Here is a 19468-nt window from a genome sequence, read left to right on the forward strand (position 1 = left end):
GCGGAAGCGGCAGTGAGCGGCCAGAAGACAGCGGTATCGGACCCGTACTTTCCGGCCAACGGCGACTCCCGTTACCGCGTGCACCGGTACGAACTCGCTCTGGACTACCGTCCCGGACCCAACCGGCTGGCCGGGACGGCCCGGCTCAGTGCGATCGCCGGGCGGGCACCGCTCACCGAGTTCCACCTCAACCTGGCCGAGTTCAAGATCGGCCGGGTTCTGGTGAACGGCCGGGCGCCGCACTACGCGCACCGGGGCGGCAAGCTCCGTATCCGGCCGGCCAAGCCGCTGCCCGCCGGCGCCGCCTTCACCGTGGAGGTGCACTGGGCGGGCAACCCCAAGCCGGTGCGCAGCCCCTGGGGCGGCCTCGGCTGGGAGGAACTGACCGACGGCGCGCTCGTCGCGAGCCAGCCCGTCGGCGCGCCCTCCTGGTACCCGTGCAACGACCGGCCGGCCGACAAGGCCTCGTACCACATCTCCGTCAACACACCCTCCCCCTACACGGTGGTGGCCGGCGGCCGGTTGCTCACCAGGACCACGAAGGCCAGCACCACCACCTGGGTGTACGAGCAGTCCGCGCCGACCTCCAGCTACCTGGTCGGCCTGTCCATCGGCATGTACCAGACGGTGCTGCTCGGGGACCCCGGGCTCGGCGGCGTTCCGCAGAGCGCCCACGTGCCGGCGCATCTGCTGCCGCGGTTCTCCCGCGACTTCGCCCGGCAGCCCGCCATGATGCGGCTGTTCGAGGAGCTGTTCGGGCCCTATCCCTTCGGCGAGTACGCGGTGGTCGTCGCGGACGAGGAACTGGACGTCCCGGTCGAAGCCCAGGGTCTGTCCCTGTTCGGCGCCAACCACGTGGACGGCGTACGCGGTTCGGAGCGCCTGATCGCCCATGAGCTGGCGCACCAGTGGTTCGGCAACAGCGTGACCATCGCCGACTGGCGGCACATCTGGCTGAACGAGGGCTTCGCGAAATACGCGGAATGGCTCTGGTCGGAGCGCTCCGGCGGCCGTACCGCGCACGAGCTGGCGGCCACCGCGCACCGGCTGCTGGGCTCGCAGGCGCAGGACCTGCGGCTGGTCGACCCGGGCCGCAAGCTGATGTTCGACGACCGGCTGTACGAGCGCGGGGGTCTCGCCGTGCACGCGATCCGCTGCGCCCTGGGCGACGGCGCGTTCTTCCAGATGCTGCGCGACTGGGCCGCCGTGCACCGCCACGGTGTGGTGACCACCGCCGCCTTCACCACCCATGTGGCCCGCTACACTGCCGAGCCGCTGGACGACCTGTTCTCGGCCTGGCTGTACGAGCCGTCCCTCCCGCCGCCGCCCTCGGCGCCCGCACGGCCGTCCATACCGGCGAGGCCCGGGTACCCGCCCACGAACGGCGGGCCCGCGGGCCGGGGCAGGGCGTCCGCGTAGCGGAGTCCCGCCGAGGACGCCCGGGCCGGCCGACGCGGGCCGGCCCGGACGTCATGATCAGACGAGGTCGAACCGGTCGAGGTCCATGACCTTGTCCCACGCCGCGACGAAGTCCTTCACGAACTTCTGCTTCGCGTCGTCGCTCGCGTAGACCTCCGCGAGCGCGCGCAGCTCCGAGTTCGACCCGAAGACGAGGTCGGCCCGGGTGCCGGTCCACTTGACCTCACCCGTGGCGGCGTCACGGCCCTCGAAGGTGTTCGCGTCCTCGGACGTCGCCGTCCACGCCGTACCCAGGTCGAGCAGGTTGACGAAGAAGTCGTTCGTCAGGGACCCGGGGGTCGTGGTGAAGACGCCGTGCGGCGACTGCTGGTGGTTCGCGCCCAGGACGCGGAGGCCACCGACGAGGACCGTCAGCTCGGGGGCGCTCAGCGTCAGCAGGTTCGCCCGGTCGAGCAGCAGGTACTCGGCGGGCAGGCGGTTGCCCTTGCCGAGGTAGTTGCGGAACCCGTCGGCGGTCGGCTCCAGCGCCGCGAACGACTCCACGTCGGTCTGCTCCTGCGACGCGTCCGCGCGGCCCGGCGTGAAGGGGACCTCGATGTCGAAGCCGGCGTCCTTGGCGGCCTGCTCGACGCCGGCGGCGCCGGCCAGCACGATCACGTCGGCGAGCGAGACCCGCTTGCCACCGGTCTGCGCGGCGTTGAAGGCCTCCTGGATCCCCGTCAGGGTGCGCAGCACCGTGGCGAGCTCGTCGGGCTCGTTGACCTCCCACCCGCTCTGCGGCTGGAGGCGGATCCGCGCACCGTTGGCACCGCCGCGCTTGTCGCTGCCGCGGAAGGACGAGGCCGCCGCCCACGCGGTGGACACGAGCTGCGACACCGACAGGTCCGACGCGAGGATCCGGCTCTTGAGGGAGGCGATGTCCGCGGCGTCGACGAGCTCGTGCGTCACCGGCGGCAGCGGGTCCTGCCACAGCAGTGTCTCGGTCGGGACCTCGGGGCCGAGGTAGCGGACGATCGGGCCCATGTCGCGGTGGGTCAGCTTGAACCACGCGCGGGCGAAGGCGTCCGCGAACTCGGCGGGGTTCTCGTGGAAGCGCCGCGAGATCTGCTCGTACGCCGGGTCGAACCGGAGCGAGAGGTCGGTCGTGAGCATCGTCGGGGCGTGGCTCTTCGACGGGTCGTGGGCGTCGGGTACGGTGCCCGCGCCGGCGCCCTCCTTCGGCCGCCACTGGTGCGCGCCGGCCGGGCTCTTGAACAGCTCCCACTCGTAGCCGAACAGGATGTCGAAGAAGCTGTTGTCCCAGGTGATCGGGGTGTTCGTCCAGATGCCTTCGAGGCCACTGGTGATCGCGTCGGCGCCCTTGCCGGTGCCGTACGCGTTCTTCCAGCCGAGGCCCTGCTGCTCGATCGGAGCCGCCTCGGGGTCCTCGCCGACGCTCTCCGCGGGACCCGCGCCGTGGGTCTTGCCGAAGGTGTGACCGCCCGCGATCAGGGCGACCGTCTCCTCGTCGTTCATCGCCATCCGGCGGAAGGTCTCACGGATGTCGCGGGCCGCGGCGAGCGGGTCCGGAGTGCCGTTCGGGCCTTCGGGGTTGACGTAGATGAGGCCCATCTGGACCGCGCCGAGGGGGTTCTCCAGCTCGCGGTCGCCGGTGTAGCGCTCGTCGTCGAGCCAGGTGGTCTCGGGACCCCAGTAGACGTCCTCGTCAGGCTCCCAGACGTCGGCGCGGCCGCCGCCGAAGCCGAAGGTCTCGAAGCCCATCTGCTCCAGGGCCACGTTGCCGGTGAGGATCATCAGGTCGGCCCACGAGAGGCTCTGGCCGTACTTCTTCTTGACCGGCCACAGCAGGCGGCGGGCCTTGTCGAGGTTGCCGTTGTCCGGCCAGCTGTTCAGGGGGGCGAAGCGCTGCTGGCCGGCCCCGGCGCCGCCGCGGCCGTCGCTGATCCGGTAGGTGCCGGCGCTGTGCCAGGCCATCCGGATCATGAACGGGCCGTAGTGGCCGAAGTCGGCGGGCCACCAGTCCTGCGAGGTGGTCAGCACCTCGGCGATGTCCCGCTTGACCGCCGGGAGGTCGAGGGTCTTGAACGCCGCGGCGTAGTCGAACTCCTCGCCGAGGGGGTTGGCCACGGCGGGGTTCTTGGCGAGGATCTTCAGGTTGAGCCGCTCGGGCCACCACTGGCGGTTGCCGCCGCCCTGCGTCGGGTGCGGGGCGCGCTCGTGCGCGACCGGGCAGCCACCTCCGCCCTCGGACTTGGCATCCGTGACGATTGCATCATGGTTCTCAGACATGGGAATCCTTCCAGGCGGATCACGGTGTTCAGGAACTGAATGCGGTGGAACGTCGTCGGGGCGCAGCGCCCCGGTACATGCCCTCGGCCTGGTCGTTCTCCTCGGCGCCGAGGTGGTCACCGTCCCGGACGGTCTCGTCTCCGTCTCCCGCCGCTGTGGAGTCGCCTGCCTCTTTGCTATCGATGAAACCGATCCTACGATGGACAGAGTCCAAGTCAAGAAGGCCGTCAACTCCATATCCCATCGGATCCCGGACGTGCACGCAAGGAACGTCGGGCCCACCGAACCTGAAGAGGGGAACCGATATGAGTGACCTGCTGGAGAGGCTGCGGGGGCGTGGCTGGCGGATGACATCCCAGCGGCGGGTCGTCGCGGAGGTCCTCGACGGCGACCACGTGCACCTCACGGCCGACGAGGTGCACGCCCGCGCGGCGCGGCTGCTGCCCGAGATCTCCCGGGCGACCGTCTACAACGCCCTGGGCGAGCTGGTCTCCCTCGGTGAGGTCGTGGAGGTCTCCACCGGCCGCGCGAAGCGTTACGACCCCAACGCACACCACCCGCACCAGCACCTCGTCTGCTCCAACTGCGGCCTCATCCGCGACGTCCACCCGGCCGGCGACGCTCTGGCCGGCCTCCCGGCCGAGGGACGGTTCGGCTTCACGGTGTCCGAAGTCGAGATCACCTACCGGGGGCTGTGCCCGGCCTGCGCCTAGCGACGTTCGCTGCCCCGGCCGCCGGCCGCCGGCCGCCGTCCGCCGGAATAACCTTTGGGACTCAGGGGGTTGGAGGGGTGGAACGCACCCGATACCCCCGTGACCGGGGGTCTGGCAACCGGAGCAGACATGACCACCGAGACGCCCCGTGACGCGGACCGCTCGTTCCTCTTCGTCCTCGGCAGCTCCCGCCCGGACGGCAACACCGAGATCCTCGCGCGGGCGGCCGCCGAACAGCTGCCCGCCGGCGTCGCGCAGCGCTGGGTGGACCTGGCCGCACTGCCGCTGCCCGATTTCGAGGACGGGCGGCACGAGACCGGCTCCCGGCCCGTCGACGAGAACGAGGAACTGCTCCGCCGAGCCACGCTGGAGGCCACCGACATCGTGATCGCCTCGCCCCTGTACTGGTACTCCCTCTCCGCGCACACCAAGCGCTACCTCGACTACTGGTCGGGCTGGCTCTCGGTGCCCGGCTCGGACTTCAAGCAGCGGATGGCGGGCCGGACCCTGTGGGGGGTGACGGTCATGGCGGACAGGGACGAGGTGGTCGCCGACGGTCTGACGACCACCCTCAACCACACCGCGGCGTACCTGCGGATGCGGTTCGGCGGTGTGCTGCTCGGCAACGGCACCCGCCCCGGCCACGTACGGAACGACGAGCGCGCGGCGATCCGGGCCAAGACGTTCTTCGAGCGCGAGGCCCCACTCGCCCGGTTCCCGTACGAGGAGGGCCCCGCGGGGCAGTAGCCGACACGGCGGACCTGGGCCCGCGGCCCGGGTCCGCCTCCTGGGCCTGTCTCCTAGGTCTGCCTCGTCCAGCGCTGCGACGCTTCCCCGCCGCACGTCTTCGTCACCAGGCCGCTGTTCATCCCCAGGTCGAGGCAGCCGCCGCCGTAGTCGCTGCGGAGACTGCCGCCCGAACCCGTACGCCACAGCCGGCCGATGTCCTGGGCGCAGTCGCCCACGAAGACGGCCTGGCCGAGCCCGTTGGAGTACAGGCACTGGCCGCTCTGCTGGTTGACGAGCTTGAAGCTGCCGTCCGACGTGCCCTTCACGGTCCACCGGGCGGTCGTGTCCGAGCACTCGCCGAAGTCCGAAGCCCCGAAGACCTGGGTGATGCACTTGCCGTTGTTGCCGTTGCTGTAGCGGTAGGTGCCGGACGCGGGGGGCGCCGGGGCCGTCGGGGCAGTGGACGTCCCGCCGCCGGGGGGACGCGAGCTGCTGGTGCCGCCCGCGTTTCCGGAGCTCGCGGAGCCGCCGGAGACGCTCCGACTGCCGCTGGCGCTTCCGTTGCCGGGTCCGGGACCGGTTCCGGCGCCCCCGGCGACCGCGATCGACCCGCCGGGCCCACCCTGCCCCTGGCCGTTGCCGTCCCCCTCGCCCTTGTCCTGGGCCGGCGACTGCGCGGGTGAGGCCGCCCCCGGGGGGCTGCCGCCCGCCGTTGCCGCTGCCGGGTCGGCCGGCGCCGTGACCTGGGTGGACGGGGTGGTCCGGGGCCCGGCCTGCGGCGAGGACGTGTACGGGAGGTGCTGGATGGCGAGTGTCGTACCGCCCGCGACCACCACGACGGGGACGACGGCGAGGAAGACGCGGGTACGGCGGCGGCGCTCAGGCCGCTCGGGTCGCCCGGGTCGTTCCGGGAGCGACTCCACCGCGGGCGTGGGCTCCGGCCCGCTTCCCTTCTCCGGCTCCTTCTCCGGTTCCGGTTCCGGGTTCCCGCCGGTGAGCGGGAGCGTCGGTACGTCGGCCTCCTGCACGTTCGCGGCGAAGGCGGCCCGCTCGGCCAGCCGCTCGGTGATGGCCTCCGGCCACAGCGGGGTGGTGACCGGACCGTGCCGGGAGGCGCGTTCGAGGAGTTCGGCGGCGGTGGGCCGGCCCTCGGGGTCCTTGTCGAGGCAGGCCGCGACGAGCTCGGCGAGGTCCGGCTCCAGCTCCCGCAGCGGCTCCAGGTCGGGCTCTTCGTGGACGATGCGGTACAGCACGCCGTGCCCCGACTCGTCGCCGAAGGGCGGCTGTCCGCACGCCGCGTACGCGAGTACCGAACCCAGCGCGAACACGTCGGTGGCGCCGCTCAGCCTCCGTGTGCCCGAAGCCTGTTCGGGCGCCATGTAGGCGGGCGTGCCCACGACCATGCCGGTCCTGGTCAGCTGGCTCTGCTCGGCGGCCCGGGCGACGCCGAAGTCGATGAGGGTGAGGCCGTCGAGGGTCAGCATCACGTTGGACGGCTTGAGGTCCCGGTGCACCATGTCCAGCGCGTGCACCGACGCCAGGCCCGCCGCCGCCTCCCGCAGCAGCAGCCACAGCGCGTGCGCGGGCAGCGGGCCACCGTGCAGCCCGACGGCTTCCCGCAGGGTGAGCCCGGGGATGTACGCGGTGGCGAACCACGGGGGCCGTGCGGTGCGGTCGCTGGCGAGCAGCGGCGCGGTGGCCTCCGCCGGCAGCCGGGCGAGGTTGTCCAGCTCGTGCCCGAAACGGCGCAGGAAGTCCTCGTCCTCGCCGACGACGGAGGCCAGCAGTTGCTTGACGGCGACGTACCGGCCCTCCTGGACCCCGAGGTAGACCCGCCCCATGCCTCCGGCCCCGAGCCGGCCCGCCAGCGGAATCGACCCGATCCGGCGCGGATCCCCCGCCTCCAGAGGCTCGGCCCCGCTCCCCCTCAGCTCTAACACGTCAGCCCCGCTCGAATTAGAAACAGTTTCTAGGAATCTAACCCGGTGATCCCGCAACGGCAACGCGCCCAGGTGAACGCCGACTTGCTCCTCGACGGGCGGCGGCGCAGCCCCAGAGCCGGAGCCGTGAGCCGCGTCTCACCGGGGCGGTGGCGCTTGTCTATGCAACGAGTTGCATAGAAGGATCGGGGGCATGGCACTTGAGCACGCGATCCTCGTCTCCCTGCTGGAGAAGCCGGGCTCCGGATATGAGCTGGCCCGCCGGTTCGACCGGTCCATCGGCTACTTCTGGACCGCCACCCACCAGCAGATCTATCGCGTGCTCAAGCGCATGGAGGGCGACGGCTGGGTCGACGCCCGCGAAGTGCCCCAGCGGACGAGGCCGGACAAAAAGGAGTACTCCGTCGCCGCGGCGGGCCGGGCCGCCCTCTCCGCCTGGCTCCACGAGCCGATCCAGCCCGACAGCGTCCGGCACGAGCTCGCCGTGAAGATCCGCGGCGCCGCCTTCGACGACCCGGCCGCACTGATCCGCGAGGTCGAGCGGCACCACCAGGCGCACGCCGACCGGCTCACGCACTACCTCGCCGGGGAGCTGCGCGACTTCACCGGGCCGGACGCCCCCGTGGTGTCGGACGCCGGGCGGGAGCTCCAGTACGTCGTGCTCCGCGGCGGCATCGCCTACGAGCGGATGCAGCTCGCCTGGCTGGAGGACGTACTCGCCACGCTCCACCGCCTCGTGACCCCCTGATCGCCCTCACCCCTCACCCCTGATCCCTGACCCCCTATCCCTCTGCTCTCCCGACCGAAAGGCGAACCTCCATGACCGACCCGCTGCTGTTCAACCCGCGCACGTACGACCCCGCGCACTTCGACCCCGAGACCCGCCGGCTGCTGCGCGCCACCGTCGACTGGTTCGAGGACCGCGGCAAGCGCAGGCTCATCGAGGACTACCGCTCGCGCGCCTGGCTGGCGGACTTCCTCGCGTTCTCCGCGAAGGAGGGGCTCTTCGCGACCTTCCTGACCCCGGCCCCCGCCGCAGGCCAGGAGGAGCCGGACAAGCGCTGGGACACCGCACGGATCGCCGCGCTCAACGAGATCTTCGGCTTCTACGGCCTGGACTACTGGTACGCCTGGCAGGTCACCATCCTCGGCCTCGGGCCGGTCTGGCAGAGCGACAACGCCGCCGCCCGCAACCGCGCGGCCGAACTCCTCCGCGAGGGCGAGGTGTTCGCCTTCGGCCTGTCCGAGAAGACCCACGGCGCCGACATCTACTCGACCGACATGCTGCTGGAGCCCGACGGTGACGGCGGCTTCCGGGCCAGCGGGTCCAAGTACTACATCGGCAACGGCAACGCCGCCGGTCTCGTCTCCGTCTTCGGCCGCCGCACCGACGTCGACGGGCCCGACGGCTACGTCTTCTTCGCCGCCGACAGCCGCCACCCCGCGTACCAGCTGGTGAAGAACGTCGTCGACTCCTCCAAGTACGTCAGCGAGTTCCGGCTCGTCGACTATCCGGTCGGCGCCGCCGACGTCCTGCACACCGGCCGCGCCGCCTTCGACGCCGCCCTCAACACCGTCAACGTCGGCAAGTTCAACCTCTGCACCGCGTCGATCGGCATCTGCGAGCACGCGATGTACGAGGCCGTCACCCACGCGCAGAACCGCATCCTCTACGGCCGCCCCGTCACCGCCTTCCCGCACGTGCGCCGCGAGCTGGCCGACGCCTACGTCCGCCTCGTCGGGATGAAGCTGTTCAGCGACCGCGCCGTCGACTACTTCCGCTCGGCCGGACCGGACGACCGCCGCTACCTCCTCTTCAACCCGATGACCAAGATGAAGGTGACCACGGAGGGCGAGAAGGTCATCGACCTGATGTGGGACGTCATCGCGGCCAAGGGCTTCGAGAAGGACACCTACTTCGCCCAGGCGGCCGTCGAGATCCGCGGGCTGCCGAAGCTGGAGGGCACGGTCCACGTCAACCTCGCGCTGATCCTCAAGTTCATGCGCAACCACCTGCTGGAACCGGCCGAGTACGCGCCCGTGCCGAGCCGCCTCGACGCGGCCGACGACGCGTTCCTGTTCCGCCAGGGGCCCGCCCGCGGACTGGGTTCCGTACGCTTCCACGACTGGCGCCCGGCCTACGACGCGTACGCGGCCGTGCCCAACGTCGGCCGGTTCCGCGAGCAGGCCGACGCGCTGTGCGAGTTCGTCAGGACGGCCGCCCCGGACGAGGAGCAGAGCCGCGACCTCGATCTCCTCCTCGCCGTGGGCCAGCTGTTCGCACTGGTCGTGCACGGCCAGCTGATCCTGGAGCAGGCACAGCTGTCCGGTCTGGACGAGGACGTGCTCGACGAACTGTTCGGGGTCCTCGTGCGGGACTTCTCCGCGCACGCGGTCGAGCTGTACGGCAAGGACTCCGCCACCGCCGACCAGCAGGGCTGGGCACTCGGCGCGGTCCGGCGCCCGGTCGTCGACGCCGACCGCTCCGCACGCGTCTGGGCGCGCGTGGAGGCACTGGCCGGGGCGTACGAGATGGCGCCCTGACCCCGGACCACCCCGGGCGGACGGCACCCGGCTGCGGGAGCCGTCCGCCCGCCGCCGGCCAGATCACCGCGGTGAGCGGGCGGGTGCCGTCATGCGCTCGATGTCGATGGTGAGCGAGTCGAGCCAGGCGAGGGCCGCGAAGAACCGCAGGGGGGCGGCACCCGGCGGCGCGTCGGGCCCGGCATCGGGCCCGGGCGTGGGCCAGGCGTCGGGCCTGGGTGTGGGCGGTCCGCTCGCCGCCGGGTCCGTACCCGCCCATTCCGCCACCTCGCGCAGCCGGGTGGCCACCCCGGTGGCTCGGCCGTGCAGCCCCGCCCCCTTCTCCGGCCCGAGCGCCGGACCGCTGCGGCCGAGCACCCGCCGCGATCCCCACAGCGCGTGATGGCCCGTCATCATGGCCGCGTGCCAGTCCGGAGCGGAGTCGGTGGGCAACCGGGGCTCGCTCTGGCGCTGCGCGTACGCGGACTCCGCCAGCGTCAGCGCGTGCTGGAGCGGCCGGTCGTCGTAGGCCCCTCCCGGCCGGCCCACCACCACGGCGACCGTGGCGCTGTCGACCGTCTCGGCGGACCGCGTCAGCAGCAGCGCGACCGCCCGGTGCAGCTCCTCCTGCGCGCCCCGCGGCCACGCGAGCAGCCCGAACACGATGCCGATGAGGCTGCCGACGACCACGTCCAGGATCCTGACCTCGGCCAGCCGCCACGTCACCGGGGCCAGCTGCGCGAAGACGAAGGCCACGACGAGGGTGAACATGCCCTGGGCCCAGCCCACGCCCCGCACCGGACCCACCCGGAACGCGACGAGCATGACGACCGGCAGAGCGATGGCGTAGACAGTGGTGCGGCCGCCGATCAGGGCCAGCAGGACGGCGGTGACCAGGGCGCCGAGCAGGGTGCCGGTGAGTGCCTGACGTACGGTCACCCGGGTCTGCGAGGCCGTGGTCCGGGTCAGGCTGAGCACGGCCAGCATCGCCCAGAAGCCATGGGGCAGCGACTCCACGCCCGCGAGCGTACGGGCGGCCGCGAGCGCGAGGCTGATCCGGACGGCGTTCTGGAAGTACACCGAGCGAGGACCGGCGTGCGCCGCCAGCCGGTGCCACCACAGACGGGGCGCACTCCGACCGGCGTACCAGAAGCGGGCCGTGTCGATCTCGGCCGGCAGCCGCGCGCGCCGGCCCCGTACCGCCAGTTCGGCCGCCGTCGTGAAGGCCACGGCGGCGTCCGCCACCTCCATCAGCGTCGCCAGGCGGCGGCCCCGCGCGGCGGACGGGAGCTGCTCCTTCGCCGCCGCGGCAGCGGCCTCCTCCCGTACGCGCCGCAGGCCGTCGGCCGCGTCCGTCGCGTCCTCCGTGCCCCTGAGCAGGGCCGCGGTCTCGGTGGCGGCCGCGCCGACCGCGAGCAGTACGTCCGGCCCCTCCGGCGGCACGCCGCCCGGGGGCGGCGCGGGAAGGTTCGCCAGGCGGCTGAGGAGCGTGCGGGCGGCCAGGCCCGCGTGGGCGAGGGCGCGGTCCCGCAGGCCCGGCCCGGCGGGTCGGTCGGCCTCCGCGACCCGGAAGGGCCGCAGCGACTCGCCCGCCGCCCGGGCCTCCTCCGCCGAAGCGGCGGACAGCGTGTACGGTGCGCGGCCGAGCTCGGCGGCACAGCGGGCGATGGTGTCGGCCGCCTCGGCGGCCAGCCGCCGGTAGGAGGGGGCGCGCGGCTCGGGCAGCACGAAGGTCTCGGCGAGGACCAGCAGCGCGAGGCCGAAGGTCGCCCCCGCGAGGCGCTCGCCGAGGGTGTCCGGCGCGTAGGGCGGGAAGCACGGCAGGATGTAGAGAAGTTGCAGCCCGGGAGCGGCGCCCGCCGCCCGGGGCCCGGCCGCCGCCACGAAGGCCAGGACGAAGCCGACCAGCAGCATGCCGGCCACGGCACTCCAGGTCCGCACCGCGAGGAAGGTGCCGGCCGTCACCAGCGCCCAGGCCGCGGGCGTCGTCCTGACCATGACGGCGGCACGCTGGCGCCCGGTGCCGGGGACATGGGAGAGGGCCGCCATCGACACCACCGAGAACAGGGCGTACGTCGCCGCCACGGGCCGGTCCAGCCCGTACAGGCACACGAAGAACCCGGCACACGCGGCGAGGGTGGTGCGTACCGCCCGCTGCGCCGCGCTCGCGGGGCCGCGGCCAGCGCCTCCGTTCCGTTCGGCGCCCATGACTCCAGCATCGGGCCGCCCACGGGAAGCCACCACCTACTGCCGCCACCTACTGACTGACAAGCCGGTCAGGCGGGTGCCGCCGGCACCGGTCAGCCCAGGAAGGACAGCCGCACGGTGCGGCGGGGGTTGTCCCGGTTGGTGTCGACCAGCACCACCGACTGCCAGGTGCCCAGCGCCAGCTCGCCGCCGACCACCGGCAGCGTCACGTGCGGCGGCACGAACGCGGGCAGCACATGGTCCCGGCCGTGCCCGGGGGAGCCGTGCCGGTGCCGCCAGCGGTCGTCCGCGGGCAGCAGCGTACGCAGGGCCTCCAGCAGGTCGTCGTCGCTGCCGGCGCCCGTCTCGATGACGGCCAGTCCCGCCGTCGCGTGCGGGGTGAACACATTGAGCAGCCCGTCCCGCCCCCGGGCGGCCTCCCTCAGGAACTCCGCACACGCTGCGGTCAGGTCGTGGACGGTTTCCGACGCGCCGGTGTGGACGTCGACGGTCCGGCTGGTGAAGGTGTCTGCCATCCGTCCATCGTCTCGCGGCCCCCGCACGCGTCGCGGCCGCCGCACCGTGCGCCCGATCCGTTGAACTCCGGCCGCTCCACGCATCGACAGGCGTCCGGCCGGGCAGCCAGCCACTGTGGCCCGTCCCGCCCCCCGCCCACAGAGCCGGCCCGCGGTGTCCGCCGCGCCCGCCGTGCCGCCCGTGCCCGTCCGTATGCCGTCCGCCCGGCACGCTCTCGTCGCCGGGTCCGTCGGCAACTTCGTGGAATGGTACGAGTTCGGCGTCTACGGCTCCTTCGCCACCGTCATCGCGGCTCGCTTCTTCACCCCCGACGGCGGCGACCGGGCCCAGGCGCTCATCGCGACCTACGCCGCCTTCGCCATCGCCTTCTTCTTCCGCCCGCTGGGCGCGCTGCTCTTCGGGCGGCTCGCGGACCGGGCGGGCCGCCGGCCCGCGCTCGTCCTCGCCGTCTCCCTGATGACCGGTGCGACCACCCTGATCGGACTACTGCCCGCGTACTCCACCGCCGGCGCCGTCGCACCATGGCTGCTGACCCTGCTGCGCAGTGTCCAAGGCCTGTCCGCCGGAGGAGAGTTCGGCGGAGCGGTCAGCCTCCTGACCGAGAGCGCACCACCGGGCCGGCGCGGCCGCCACGGTGCCTGGCAGTCGTTCACCGTCGCGCTCGGACTCCTCACCGGCGCGGGCGTCGCCGCCGGCCTCGCGACCCTGCTCTCCGAGAGCGCCCTGTACGCCTGGGGCTGGCGCATCCCCTTCCTGCTCGCCGTGCCGCTCGGTGCCGTGGCCCTGTGGCTGCGGCTGCGACTGCCGGAGACCGCGGTGCCCGGCGCCGACGCCGCACCCGCCGAACGGGGACGGGCCCGCGACGGCGCGCCCGAGACCGCCGACACCCCGGGCCGGACAGGCACCCCGGGCCGGGCAGGCACCCCGGGCGCGGCCGGCACGACCCGCGCCGTCGTCCTCGGCGTCGGCCGGATCATGGGCTGGTCCGCGGCCGGATACACCTTCCTCGTCGTCCTGCCCTCCTACCTCCAGGCCACTCTGGGCACCACCTTCCAGCAGGCCCTGGCCGCCACCTTCATCGCCAACCTCGGGTTCGCCGCCGCGATCCTCCCCGCCGGGGCGCTCAGCGACCGGATCGGGCGGCGCACCGTCATGCTCGCCGGGTCCGTCCTCGTCGTCCTGAGCGCCGTACCGATCCTGCACCTGCTGCGCGACCCCACCACCTCCGTCGCGGCGAAAGCCGCACTGCTGGCGGCGGCCGGTGCGATGATCGGACTCCTGGCCGGTCCGGGCCCCGCCCTGCTCGCCGAGATGTTCCCGACGCGCGTCCGCAGCACGGGACTGGGCCTGGCCTACGCGCTCTCCAACGCCGTCTTCTCCGGATGCGCCGGCCTGATCGTCACCACGCTCGTACGGCACACCGGCGACCCGGACATCCCGGCCCTCTACGCGGCAGCCGCCTGCGCGCTGTCCGTACCCGCCCTGCTCACCCTGCGCCCCGACGACCACCTGAGGCCACTGCGATGACCCGACACGCCGCGCCGCCCGCACCGGCGACGCCGCCGACCACCGTCATCGGCCTGATGTCCGGCACGTCCTGCGACGCCGTCGACGCCGCGCCGCCCGCATCACGTGCGACGGACGCGAACTGCGCCTCACCCCGCTGGGCATGGTCAGCGAGCCGTACGACGAGGAGCTGCGCCACGCGCTGGCGGCAGCGCTCCCGCCCGGTCGCACCACCCTCGCCGACGTGTGCCGCCTCGACACCCGGATCGGGCAGTCCTTCGCCCGTGTCGCCGCCCGGGCCGACCGCGAACTCTGTGAGGGACATGCCGAGTTGATCGCCTCGCACGGTCAGACCGTCTTCCACTGGGCGGACGGCGGCCTGGTCCACGGCACCCTGCAGCTCGGCGAACCCGCGTGGATCGCGGAGGCGACCGGACTCCCCGTCGTCTCCGGCTTCCGGACCCGGGACGTCGCCGCCGGCGGGCAGGGCGCGCCCCTGATCGGCCTCATCGACCGCATGCTGCTCCGCGGACACCCCGGCGTACCGGCCGCCCTGAACGTCGGCGGCATCGCCAACGCCACCGTGCTCACCCCGGACGGCATTCCGGAGGCCTTCGACTCCGGGCCCGGCAACGCCCTTCTCGACGCGGCTGCCCGCCACCTCACCGCCGGACGCCTCGACCGCGACACCGACGGCCGCCTGGCAGCCCGCGGCACCGTCCACCGGCCGCTGCTCGACCGTCTGCTCGCCGAGCCCTACTACGCTCTGCCCGCCCCCAAGACCACCGGCCGGGAGCTGTTCCACTCCGGCTACCTGCGTACGGCCCTGGACGCGGTCGGCCCGCTCGCGGCCCCCGATGTCCTGGCCACCCTCACCCGGCTCACCGCCCGCACCGTCGCCGACGCGCTGCGCCCGTACGGAGTCACCGAGGTGCTCGCCTCCGGCGGCGGCACCCGCAACCCCGTCCTGATGGCCGCACTCGGACAGGAACTCGGCGCGGCGGTACGGCTGCGCACCTCGGACGCGGTCGGGCTGCCCAGCGCCGCCAACGAGGCGTACGCCTTCGCCGTGCTGGGCTACCTCACCCTGCACGGCCTGCCGGGCACCGTGCCGCAGTGCACGGGCGCGGCGGGCCCCCGGGTCCTCGGCTCCCTCACCCCGGGCCGTACGCCGCTGCGCCTGCCCACGCCGCTCGCGGAGGCGCCGCACACCCTGACGGTCACCCCGCCACCGACCACCTCCCGGCCGTCCGCGATCGCGCCTTGACCCGGACCTCTCACCAGCCTGTCGGGTCCACGGGCGATGCCTCGCCCTCGCGTGCCCTGGCGGTGATCATCAGACCGGCGATCAGACCCGCGAGCAGCAGGGCGCCGACCGCCCACCAGAGGGTGCTGACGTAGCCGCGCAGCAGTGCTCCGGTGATCGGTCCGGACGGCCACGACGAATCGCGCAGGCGGGTGACGAGGACGCTGCTGAGCAGCGCCGAGCCGATCGCGCCGCCCACGTACTGGGCCATGGTGAGGGTCGCCGAGGTCGCGCCGGAGGCCTGCGGGACGATGCCGGCGGTCGCGGTGGCGAAGACCGGCATGAGGGCCAGGCCGATGCCGAAGCCGGTGAGGAGCATCCCGGGCAGGACGTGGGTCGCGTACGCGCCGTCGGCCTTGAGGCCGGTCAGGAGCAACAGCCCGAGAGCCGTGGTGACCAGGCCCGCCACGATCAGGACGCGGGGCGCCACGCGGGGCAGCAGGCGGGCGGAGACCTGGGTCGAGCCGATGACGATCGCGGCGACCATGGGCAGGAAGGCCACGCCGGACAGGGCCGGTGCGTAGCCGAGGACGCTCTGCAGGTAGAAGGTCAGGGGCGGGTACGAGGCGACGATCCCGACGCCGGCCAGGAACAGGACGAGGATGCAGCCGATGCGGTCGCGGGCCGTGACGCCGCCGTACGGAGAGGGGCGCGGGCTCGACGTCCTGGTCTGCCACCACAGGAAGGCCGCCAGCAGGCCGACGCCCCCCACGAGCAGGACCAGGACCAGCGGGTCGGTCCAGCCGCGCGGCTCGGCCTCGGTGAGCCCGTAGGTGAGGGCGGCGAGCCCGCCGGTGCCGAGCAGCACCCCGAGCACGTCGAAGCGGGCTCCGGTGCGGCCCGGGCGGTCGTGCACCAGGGTGAAGGCGCCGACCAGGGCGATCAGGGCGAGGGGGACGACGGCGTACTGGGACAGGCGCCAGTCCAGGAGCTCGACGAGCCAACCGCCCGTGAGCAGCCCGAGTGCCGAACCGCCGCCCGCGATCGCGGCGTAGATCCCGAAGGCCCTGCCGCGCTCCTTCGGGTCGGTGAAGCCGGTGGCCACCAGGGCCAGCGCGGACGGTGTCAGCAGCGCGCCGAAGACGCCCTGCAGGGCGCGGGCCCAGAGCAGCATGCCGGAATCGCCGGCCGAGCCGCCGAGCGCTGAGGCCGCCGCGCATCCGACCAGGCCGACGACGAAGAGGAGTTTGCGCCCCACGAGGTCCGCGAGGTGCCCGCCGAGCAGCACCAGGCCTCCGAAGGCGAACACGTACGCCTTGAACAGCGGGCCCAGACCGCTGGCGGGCAGGTGGAGGTCGGCCTGGATCGACGGGACCGCCATGTTGAAGGTCGTCGCTTCGAGCAGCACCATCAGCTGCGCCAGGGCGATCACGACCAGGCCCCACCAGCGCCTGGGATGCGGGGCGGCCGAGTCCGCGAGGAAGGGCGGAGGCGGGGGCGCGGACCAGGCGCCGGGGAGTGGGCCCGGGGGCGGTCCGAACCCCTGCACGGGGGCGGAGTACGCGGGGGCCGTCGGGGCGTACGCGGGCGGAGGGGGCAGCGGCTGGGCTCGGTTCTGGGCCTGGGGCCGCGCGGACGGGACACGGGGGTCCGGCTGGCCGGCGGGTGTCCCGGCGGGGGCTTCGGCGCGGGATCCATCGGGTGTTGCGGGCGCGTAGTCCAGCAACTGGGCCGCATGGCGGCCGAGTTGCGCCAGAACCGCGCCCGGCAGCCACTCCGCGGCCTGATCCGTCGCCGTGCGCGCGGCCACCTGCTCGGGGGTGGGCCGTCTCGCCGGGTCCTTGTGCAGACAGTCGCGCACGGGGTCGACCAGCGTCTCCGGTACACCGGTCAGGTCCGCCTCCTCCTCGGCGATCCTGAAGAGGTGGGCGTTCAGGCCGGTGTCCGTGGCGCCGAACAGCAGGCGCCCGGTGGCGGCGTAGACGAGGACGGCACCCAGGCAGAAGACGTCGCTGGCGGGGGTGAGTTCGAGGCCGCGGACCTGTTCCGGCGACATGAAGCCGGGGGAGCCGATCAGCATGCCGGTGTGGGTGTGCAGGCTGTCCCCGGCGAGGCTGTCCATCGCCCGGGCGATGCCGAAGTCGATGACGCGGGGGCCGTCGACGGTCACGAGGACGTTGGACGGCTTGAGGTCACGATGGATCAGGCCCGCCTTGTGCACGGCCTGCAGGGCGACGGCGAGGCGGTTGGCGAGGGTGTGCACCGAGTGCTCGGGCAACGGCCCGAAGTCCTCGGCGACCACGGTGCGCAGGTCCGGCCCCGGGATGTACTGGGTCGCCACCCACGGCACGGCGGCCTCGGGGTCGGCGTCGAGCACGGCCGCCGTCCAACTCCCGCCCACCCGCCGCGCGGCCGCCACTTCGCGGGCGAAGCGCCGCCGGAACTCGGGGTGTCCGGCGTACTCGGCCTGCACGACCTTCACGGCCACGGTGCGGCCGCCCTCGGAGCGACCCAGATACACCAGGCCCATACCGCCCGCGCCCAGCCGGGCGATCAGACGGTACGGGCCTATGCGGGTCGGGTCTCCGGCGATCAACTGGTCCACGGGAGAAAGCTAGTACAGCCATCCCATAGGGGCGGGGCCATCAGGCGAATCGTTCCCGGGTGCTGTGCATACTGCTGGGCATGACGTCCACGATCGCCACCCGCCTGCACCTGATGATCACGTTCGTGCTGGTGATGTGCGGCGCGGTCGGCGGGGCCTGTTTCGGTCTTCTCCTGGGCGGCCGGATGACGGCCGTGGTCGCCGGGGGCGCGGCCGGCCTCGGCGCGGGGATCGGCTCGTTCCTCTCCCGCCGCCAGGTGGTGGACTTCTTCCGGCCCGAGCGCGGCGCCGCCCGGGTCGACGGGTACGCGGAGGGGATCGCCGACGCGGTCCTCGTGAGCATCGCGACCTACCAGTCCGCGGTCTTCCCCCTCACCCCGGACGGTGTGACCGAGGCGGAACGCGATGCCCGCCGCACCGTCGCCTACCGGGTCGCCGCCTACGACGGCCTGCCCCTTGCCGTACGGGTGTCGGCGGCCGCCGCTCTGGAAGCCGTCGACCAGGGCCTGGACGCCGAACGCGCCCAGGCCGCGATGAAGACCCTGTCCCTCACCGTCTACGACCACCGCGGCGGCCGCTGAACCCGTGCGGCCCCGTCGTACGTCCACGACCGGCCGTTCTCGCGGATGTCGGGCCCGGCGCCCCGAAGTTCCACTCGATGTCGACGACGGTGCCGAGGCCCTTCCGTCGGACATGCGTACGTGTTCGGCCTGCGCGGTCAGCCGTTCAGCGACTTCATCAGCTCGGGGGCGTAGCGGTCGCCCGAGGCCACGCCGTGCGGGGCCACGGCGTCGATGGCGGCCAGGTCGGCGTCGCTGATCGTCACAGCGGCAGCGGCGACGTTCTCCTCCAGGTAGCGGCGGCGCTTGGTGCCCGGGATGGGCACCGCGCCCTGACGCAGTGTCCAGGCCAGCGCGAGCTGCGAGGGCGTGACGCCCTTCTCGGCGGCGAGGCGGCGCACCTGGTCGACGACGGCCAGGTTGCGGTGGAAGTTCTCGCCCTGGAAACGGGGGTCGGTGCGGCGGAAGTCGTCGGCGGCGAAGTCGTCGGGGCTGGTGATGGCGCCGGAGAGGAAGCCCCGGCCGAGCGGGGAGTAGGCCACGAGCCCGATGCCCAGCTCGCGCAGGGTGTCGAGGACGCCGTCGTGCTCGATGCCGCGCTCGAAGAGGCTGTACTCGGTCTGTACGGCGGCCAGCGGGTGCACGGCGTGGGCGCGGGCAATGGTGGAGGGCGCGGCCTCGCACAGGCCGATGTGCCGTACCTTGCCGGCGGCGACGAGCTCGGCCAGCGCGCCGACGCTCTCCTCGACGGGCACGTTCGGGTCGATGCGGTGCAGGTAGTAGAGGTCGATGTGGTCGGTGCCCAGGTGGCGCAGGGAGCGGTCGGCCGAGCGCCGGATGTACTCGGGGGTCGCGTTGTGGCCGCGGAAGGCGCCGTCGTCGGTGAACTCGACGCCGGTCTTCGTGGCGATCACGGCGGCGTCGCGGCGGTCGGCCAGCGCCTTGCCGAGGAGCTGCTCGTTGAGGAAGGGGCCGTAGCCCTCGGCGGTGTCGAGCAGCGTGACGCCGAGCTCCAGGGCGCGGTCGATGGTGGCGAGGGACTCGGTCTCGTCCGTGGCTCCGTAGTGGGCGCTCATGCCCATCAGGCCGAGCCCTTCGGCGCCGACCTTCAGTCCCTGGCTGCCCAGTGCGCGGATCTCCATCGTGGTCTCCCTGATAGGTAACTAACTGGATAGATAGAGCATGCACCGCGCCTGCGGGCCATGTCAATAACC

General features: G+C 73.1%; 13 protein-coding genes and 1 pseudogene. 8 read left to right on the forward strand and 6 right to left on the reverse strand.

The features are described from left to right. Positions 1 to 12: 12 nt before the first annotated feature. Entirely contained in the window at positions 13 to 1419 is a 1407-nt protein-coding gene (locus ACGFYQ_RS13310) for a M1 family metallopeptidase (RefSeq protein ID WP_393743126.1), read from the forward strand. A gap of 57 nt (positions 1420 to 1476) precedes the next feature. On the opposite strand, the gene katG is transcribed toward ACGFYQ_RS13310, so the two are convergent. After that, positions 1477 to 3708: a catalase/peroxidase HPI gene (gene katG, locus ACGFYQ_RS13315; RefSeq protein WP_393743128.1), complete on the reverse strand. Its 2232-nt coding sequence runs from the start codon at positions 3706 to 3708 to the stop codon at positions 1477 to 1479. Between the two features lie 305 nt (positions 3709 to 4013). Between katG and ACGFYQ_RS13320 the strand changes: the two genes are divergently transcribed. After that, positions 4014 to 4421, forward strand: a complete 408-nt coding sequence (locus tag ACGFYQ_RS13320) for a Fur family transcriptional regulator (protein WP_393743130.1) — start codon at positions 4014 to 4016, stop codon at positions 4419 to 4421. Positions 4422 to 4550: 129 nt separating this feature from the next. Then, positions 4551 to 5168, forward strand: coding sequence for a flavodoxin family protein (locus tag ACGFYQ_RS13325; protein ID WP_393743132.1), 618 nt, complete (start codon positions 4551 to 4553; stop codon positions 5166 to 5168). Positions 5169 to 5221: 53 nt separating this feature from the next. Here ACGFYQ_RS13325 and ACGFYQ_RS13330 read toward each other — a convergent pair whose 3' ends face one another. Continuing rightward, on the reverse strand, positions 5222 to 7090 hold the full coding sequence (locus ACGFYQ_RS13330; RefSeq protein WP_393743134.1) for a protein kinase: 1869 nt from the start codon (positions 7088 to 7090) through the stop codon (positions 5222 to 5224). A gap of 193 nt (positions 7091 to 7283) precedes the next feature. Between ACGFYQ_RS13330 and ACGFYQ_RS13335 the strand changes: the two genes are divergently transcribed. Further along, positions 7284 to 7838, forward strand: a complete 555-nt coding sequence (locus tag ACGFYQ_RS13335) for a PadR family transcriptional regulator (protein WP_393743136.1) — start codon at positions 7284 to 7286, stop codon at positions 7836 to 7838. A gap of 71 nt (positions 7839 to 7909) precedes the next feature. Next, the gene (locus ACGFYQ_RS13340; protein WP_393743138.1) at positions 7910 to 9634 is read left to right on the forward strand and encodes an acyl-CoA dehydrogenase family protein; all 1725 of its coding nucleotides are present in this window, start codon (positions 7910 to 7912) and stop codon (positions 9632 to 9634) included. Positions 9635 to 9697: 63 nt separating this feature from the next. Here the strand turns inward: ACGFYQ_RS13340 and ACGFYQ_RS13345 are convergent, their stop codons facing one another. Together ACGFYQ_RS13345 and ACGFYQ_RS13350 are read right to left on the reverse strand one after the other, a co-directional pair. Next, positions 9698 to 11821: an FUSC family protein gene (locus ACGFYQ_RS13345; protein ID WP_393743140.1), complete on the reverse strand. Its 2124-nt coding sequence runs from the start codon at positions 11819 to 11821 to the stop codon at positions 9698 to 9700. A gap of 92 nt (positions 11822 to 11913) precedes the next feature. After that, positions 11914 to 12336, reverse strand: coding sequence for a YjbQ family protein (locus tag ACGFYQ_RS13350; protein ID WP_393743142.1), 423 nt, complete (start codon positions 12334 to 12336; stop codon positions 11914 to 11916). Positions 12337 to 12529: 193 nt separating this feature from the next. On the opposite strand from ACGFYQ_RS13350, the gene ACGFYQ_RS13355 reads away from it, so the two are divergent. Together ACGFYQ_RS13355 and ACGFYQ_RS13360 are read left to right on the forward strand one after the other, a co-directional pair. Further along, positions 12530 to 13864 carry an MFS transporter gene (locus ACGFYQ_RS13355; RefSeq protein ID WP_393743301.1) on the forward strand — a complete coding sequence of 445 codons (1335 nt, stop codon included), beginning with the start codon at positions 12530 to 12532 and terminating at the stop codon, positions 13862 to 13864. Between the two features lie 56 nt (positions 13865 to 13920). Next, positions 13921 to 15110, forward strand: a pseudogene (locus tag ACGFYQ_RS13360) (anhydro-N-acetylmuramic acid kinase). 10 nt (positions 15111 to 15120) lie between these two features. On the opposite strand, the gene ACGFYQ_RS13365 reads toward ACGFYQ_RS13360, so the two are convergent. Beyond that, positions 15121 to 17694: an MDR family MFS transporter gene (locus tag ACGFYQ_RS13365; RefSeq protein ID WP_393743144.1), complete on the reverse strand. Its 2574-nt coding sequence runs from the start codon at positions 17692 to 17694 to the stop codon at positions 15121 to 15123. An 80-nt stretch (positions 17695 to 17774) separates the two neighbouring features. On the opposite strand from ACGFYQ_RS13365, the gene ACGFYQ_RS13370 reads away from it, so the two are divergent. Continuing rightward, positions 17775 to 18275, forward strand: a complete 501-nt coding sequence (locus ACGFYQ_RS13370; RefSeq protein WP_393743146.1) for a hypothetical protein — start codon at positions 17775 to 17777, stop codon at positions 18273 to 18275. Between the two features lie 137 nt (positions 18276 to 18412). On the opposite strand, the gene ACGFYQ_RS13375 is transcribed toward ACGFYQ_RS13370, so the two are convergent. Then, the gene (locus ACGFYQ_RS13375; RefSeq protein ID WP_393743148.1) at positions 18413 to 19396 is read right to left on the reverse strand and encodes an aldo/keto reductase; all 984 of its coding nucleotides are present in this window, start codon (positions 19394 to 19396) and stop codon (positions 18413 to 18415) included. Between the last annotated feature and the right edge of the window lie 72 nt (positions 19397 to 19468).

The organism is Streptomyces sp. NPDC048258 (genome assembly GCF_043201995.1).
Classification (GTDB): Bacteria; Actinomycetota; Actinomycetes; order Streptomycetales; family Streptomycetaceae; genus Streptomyces.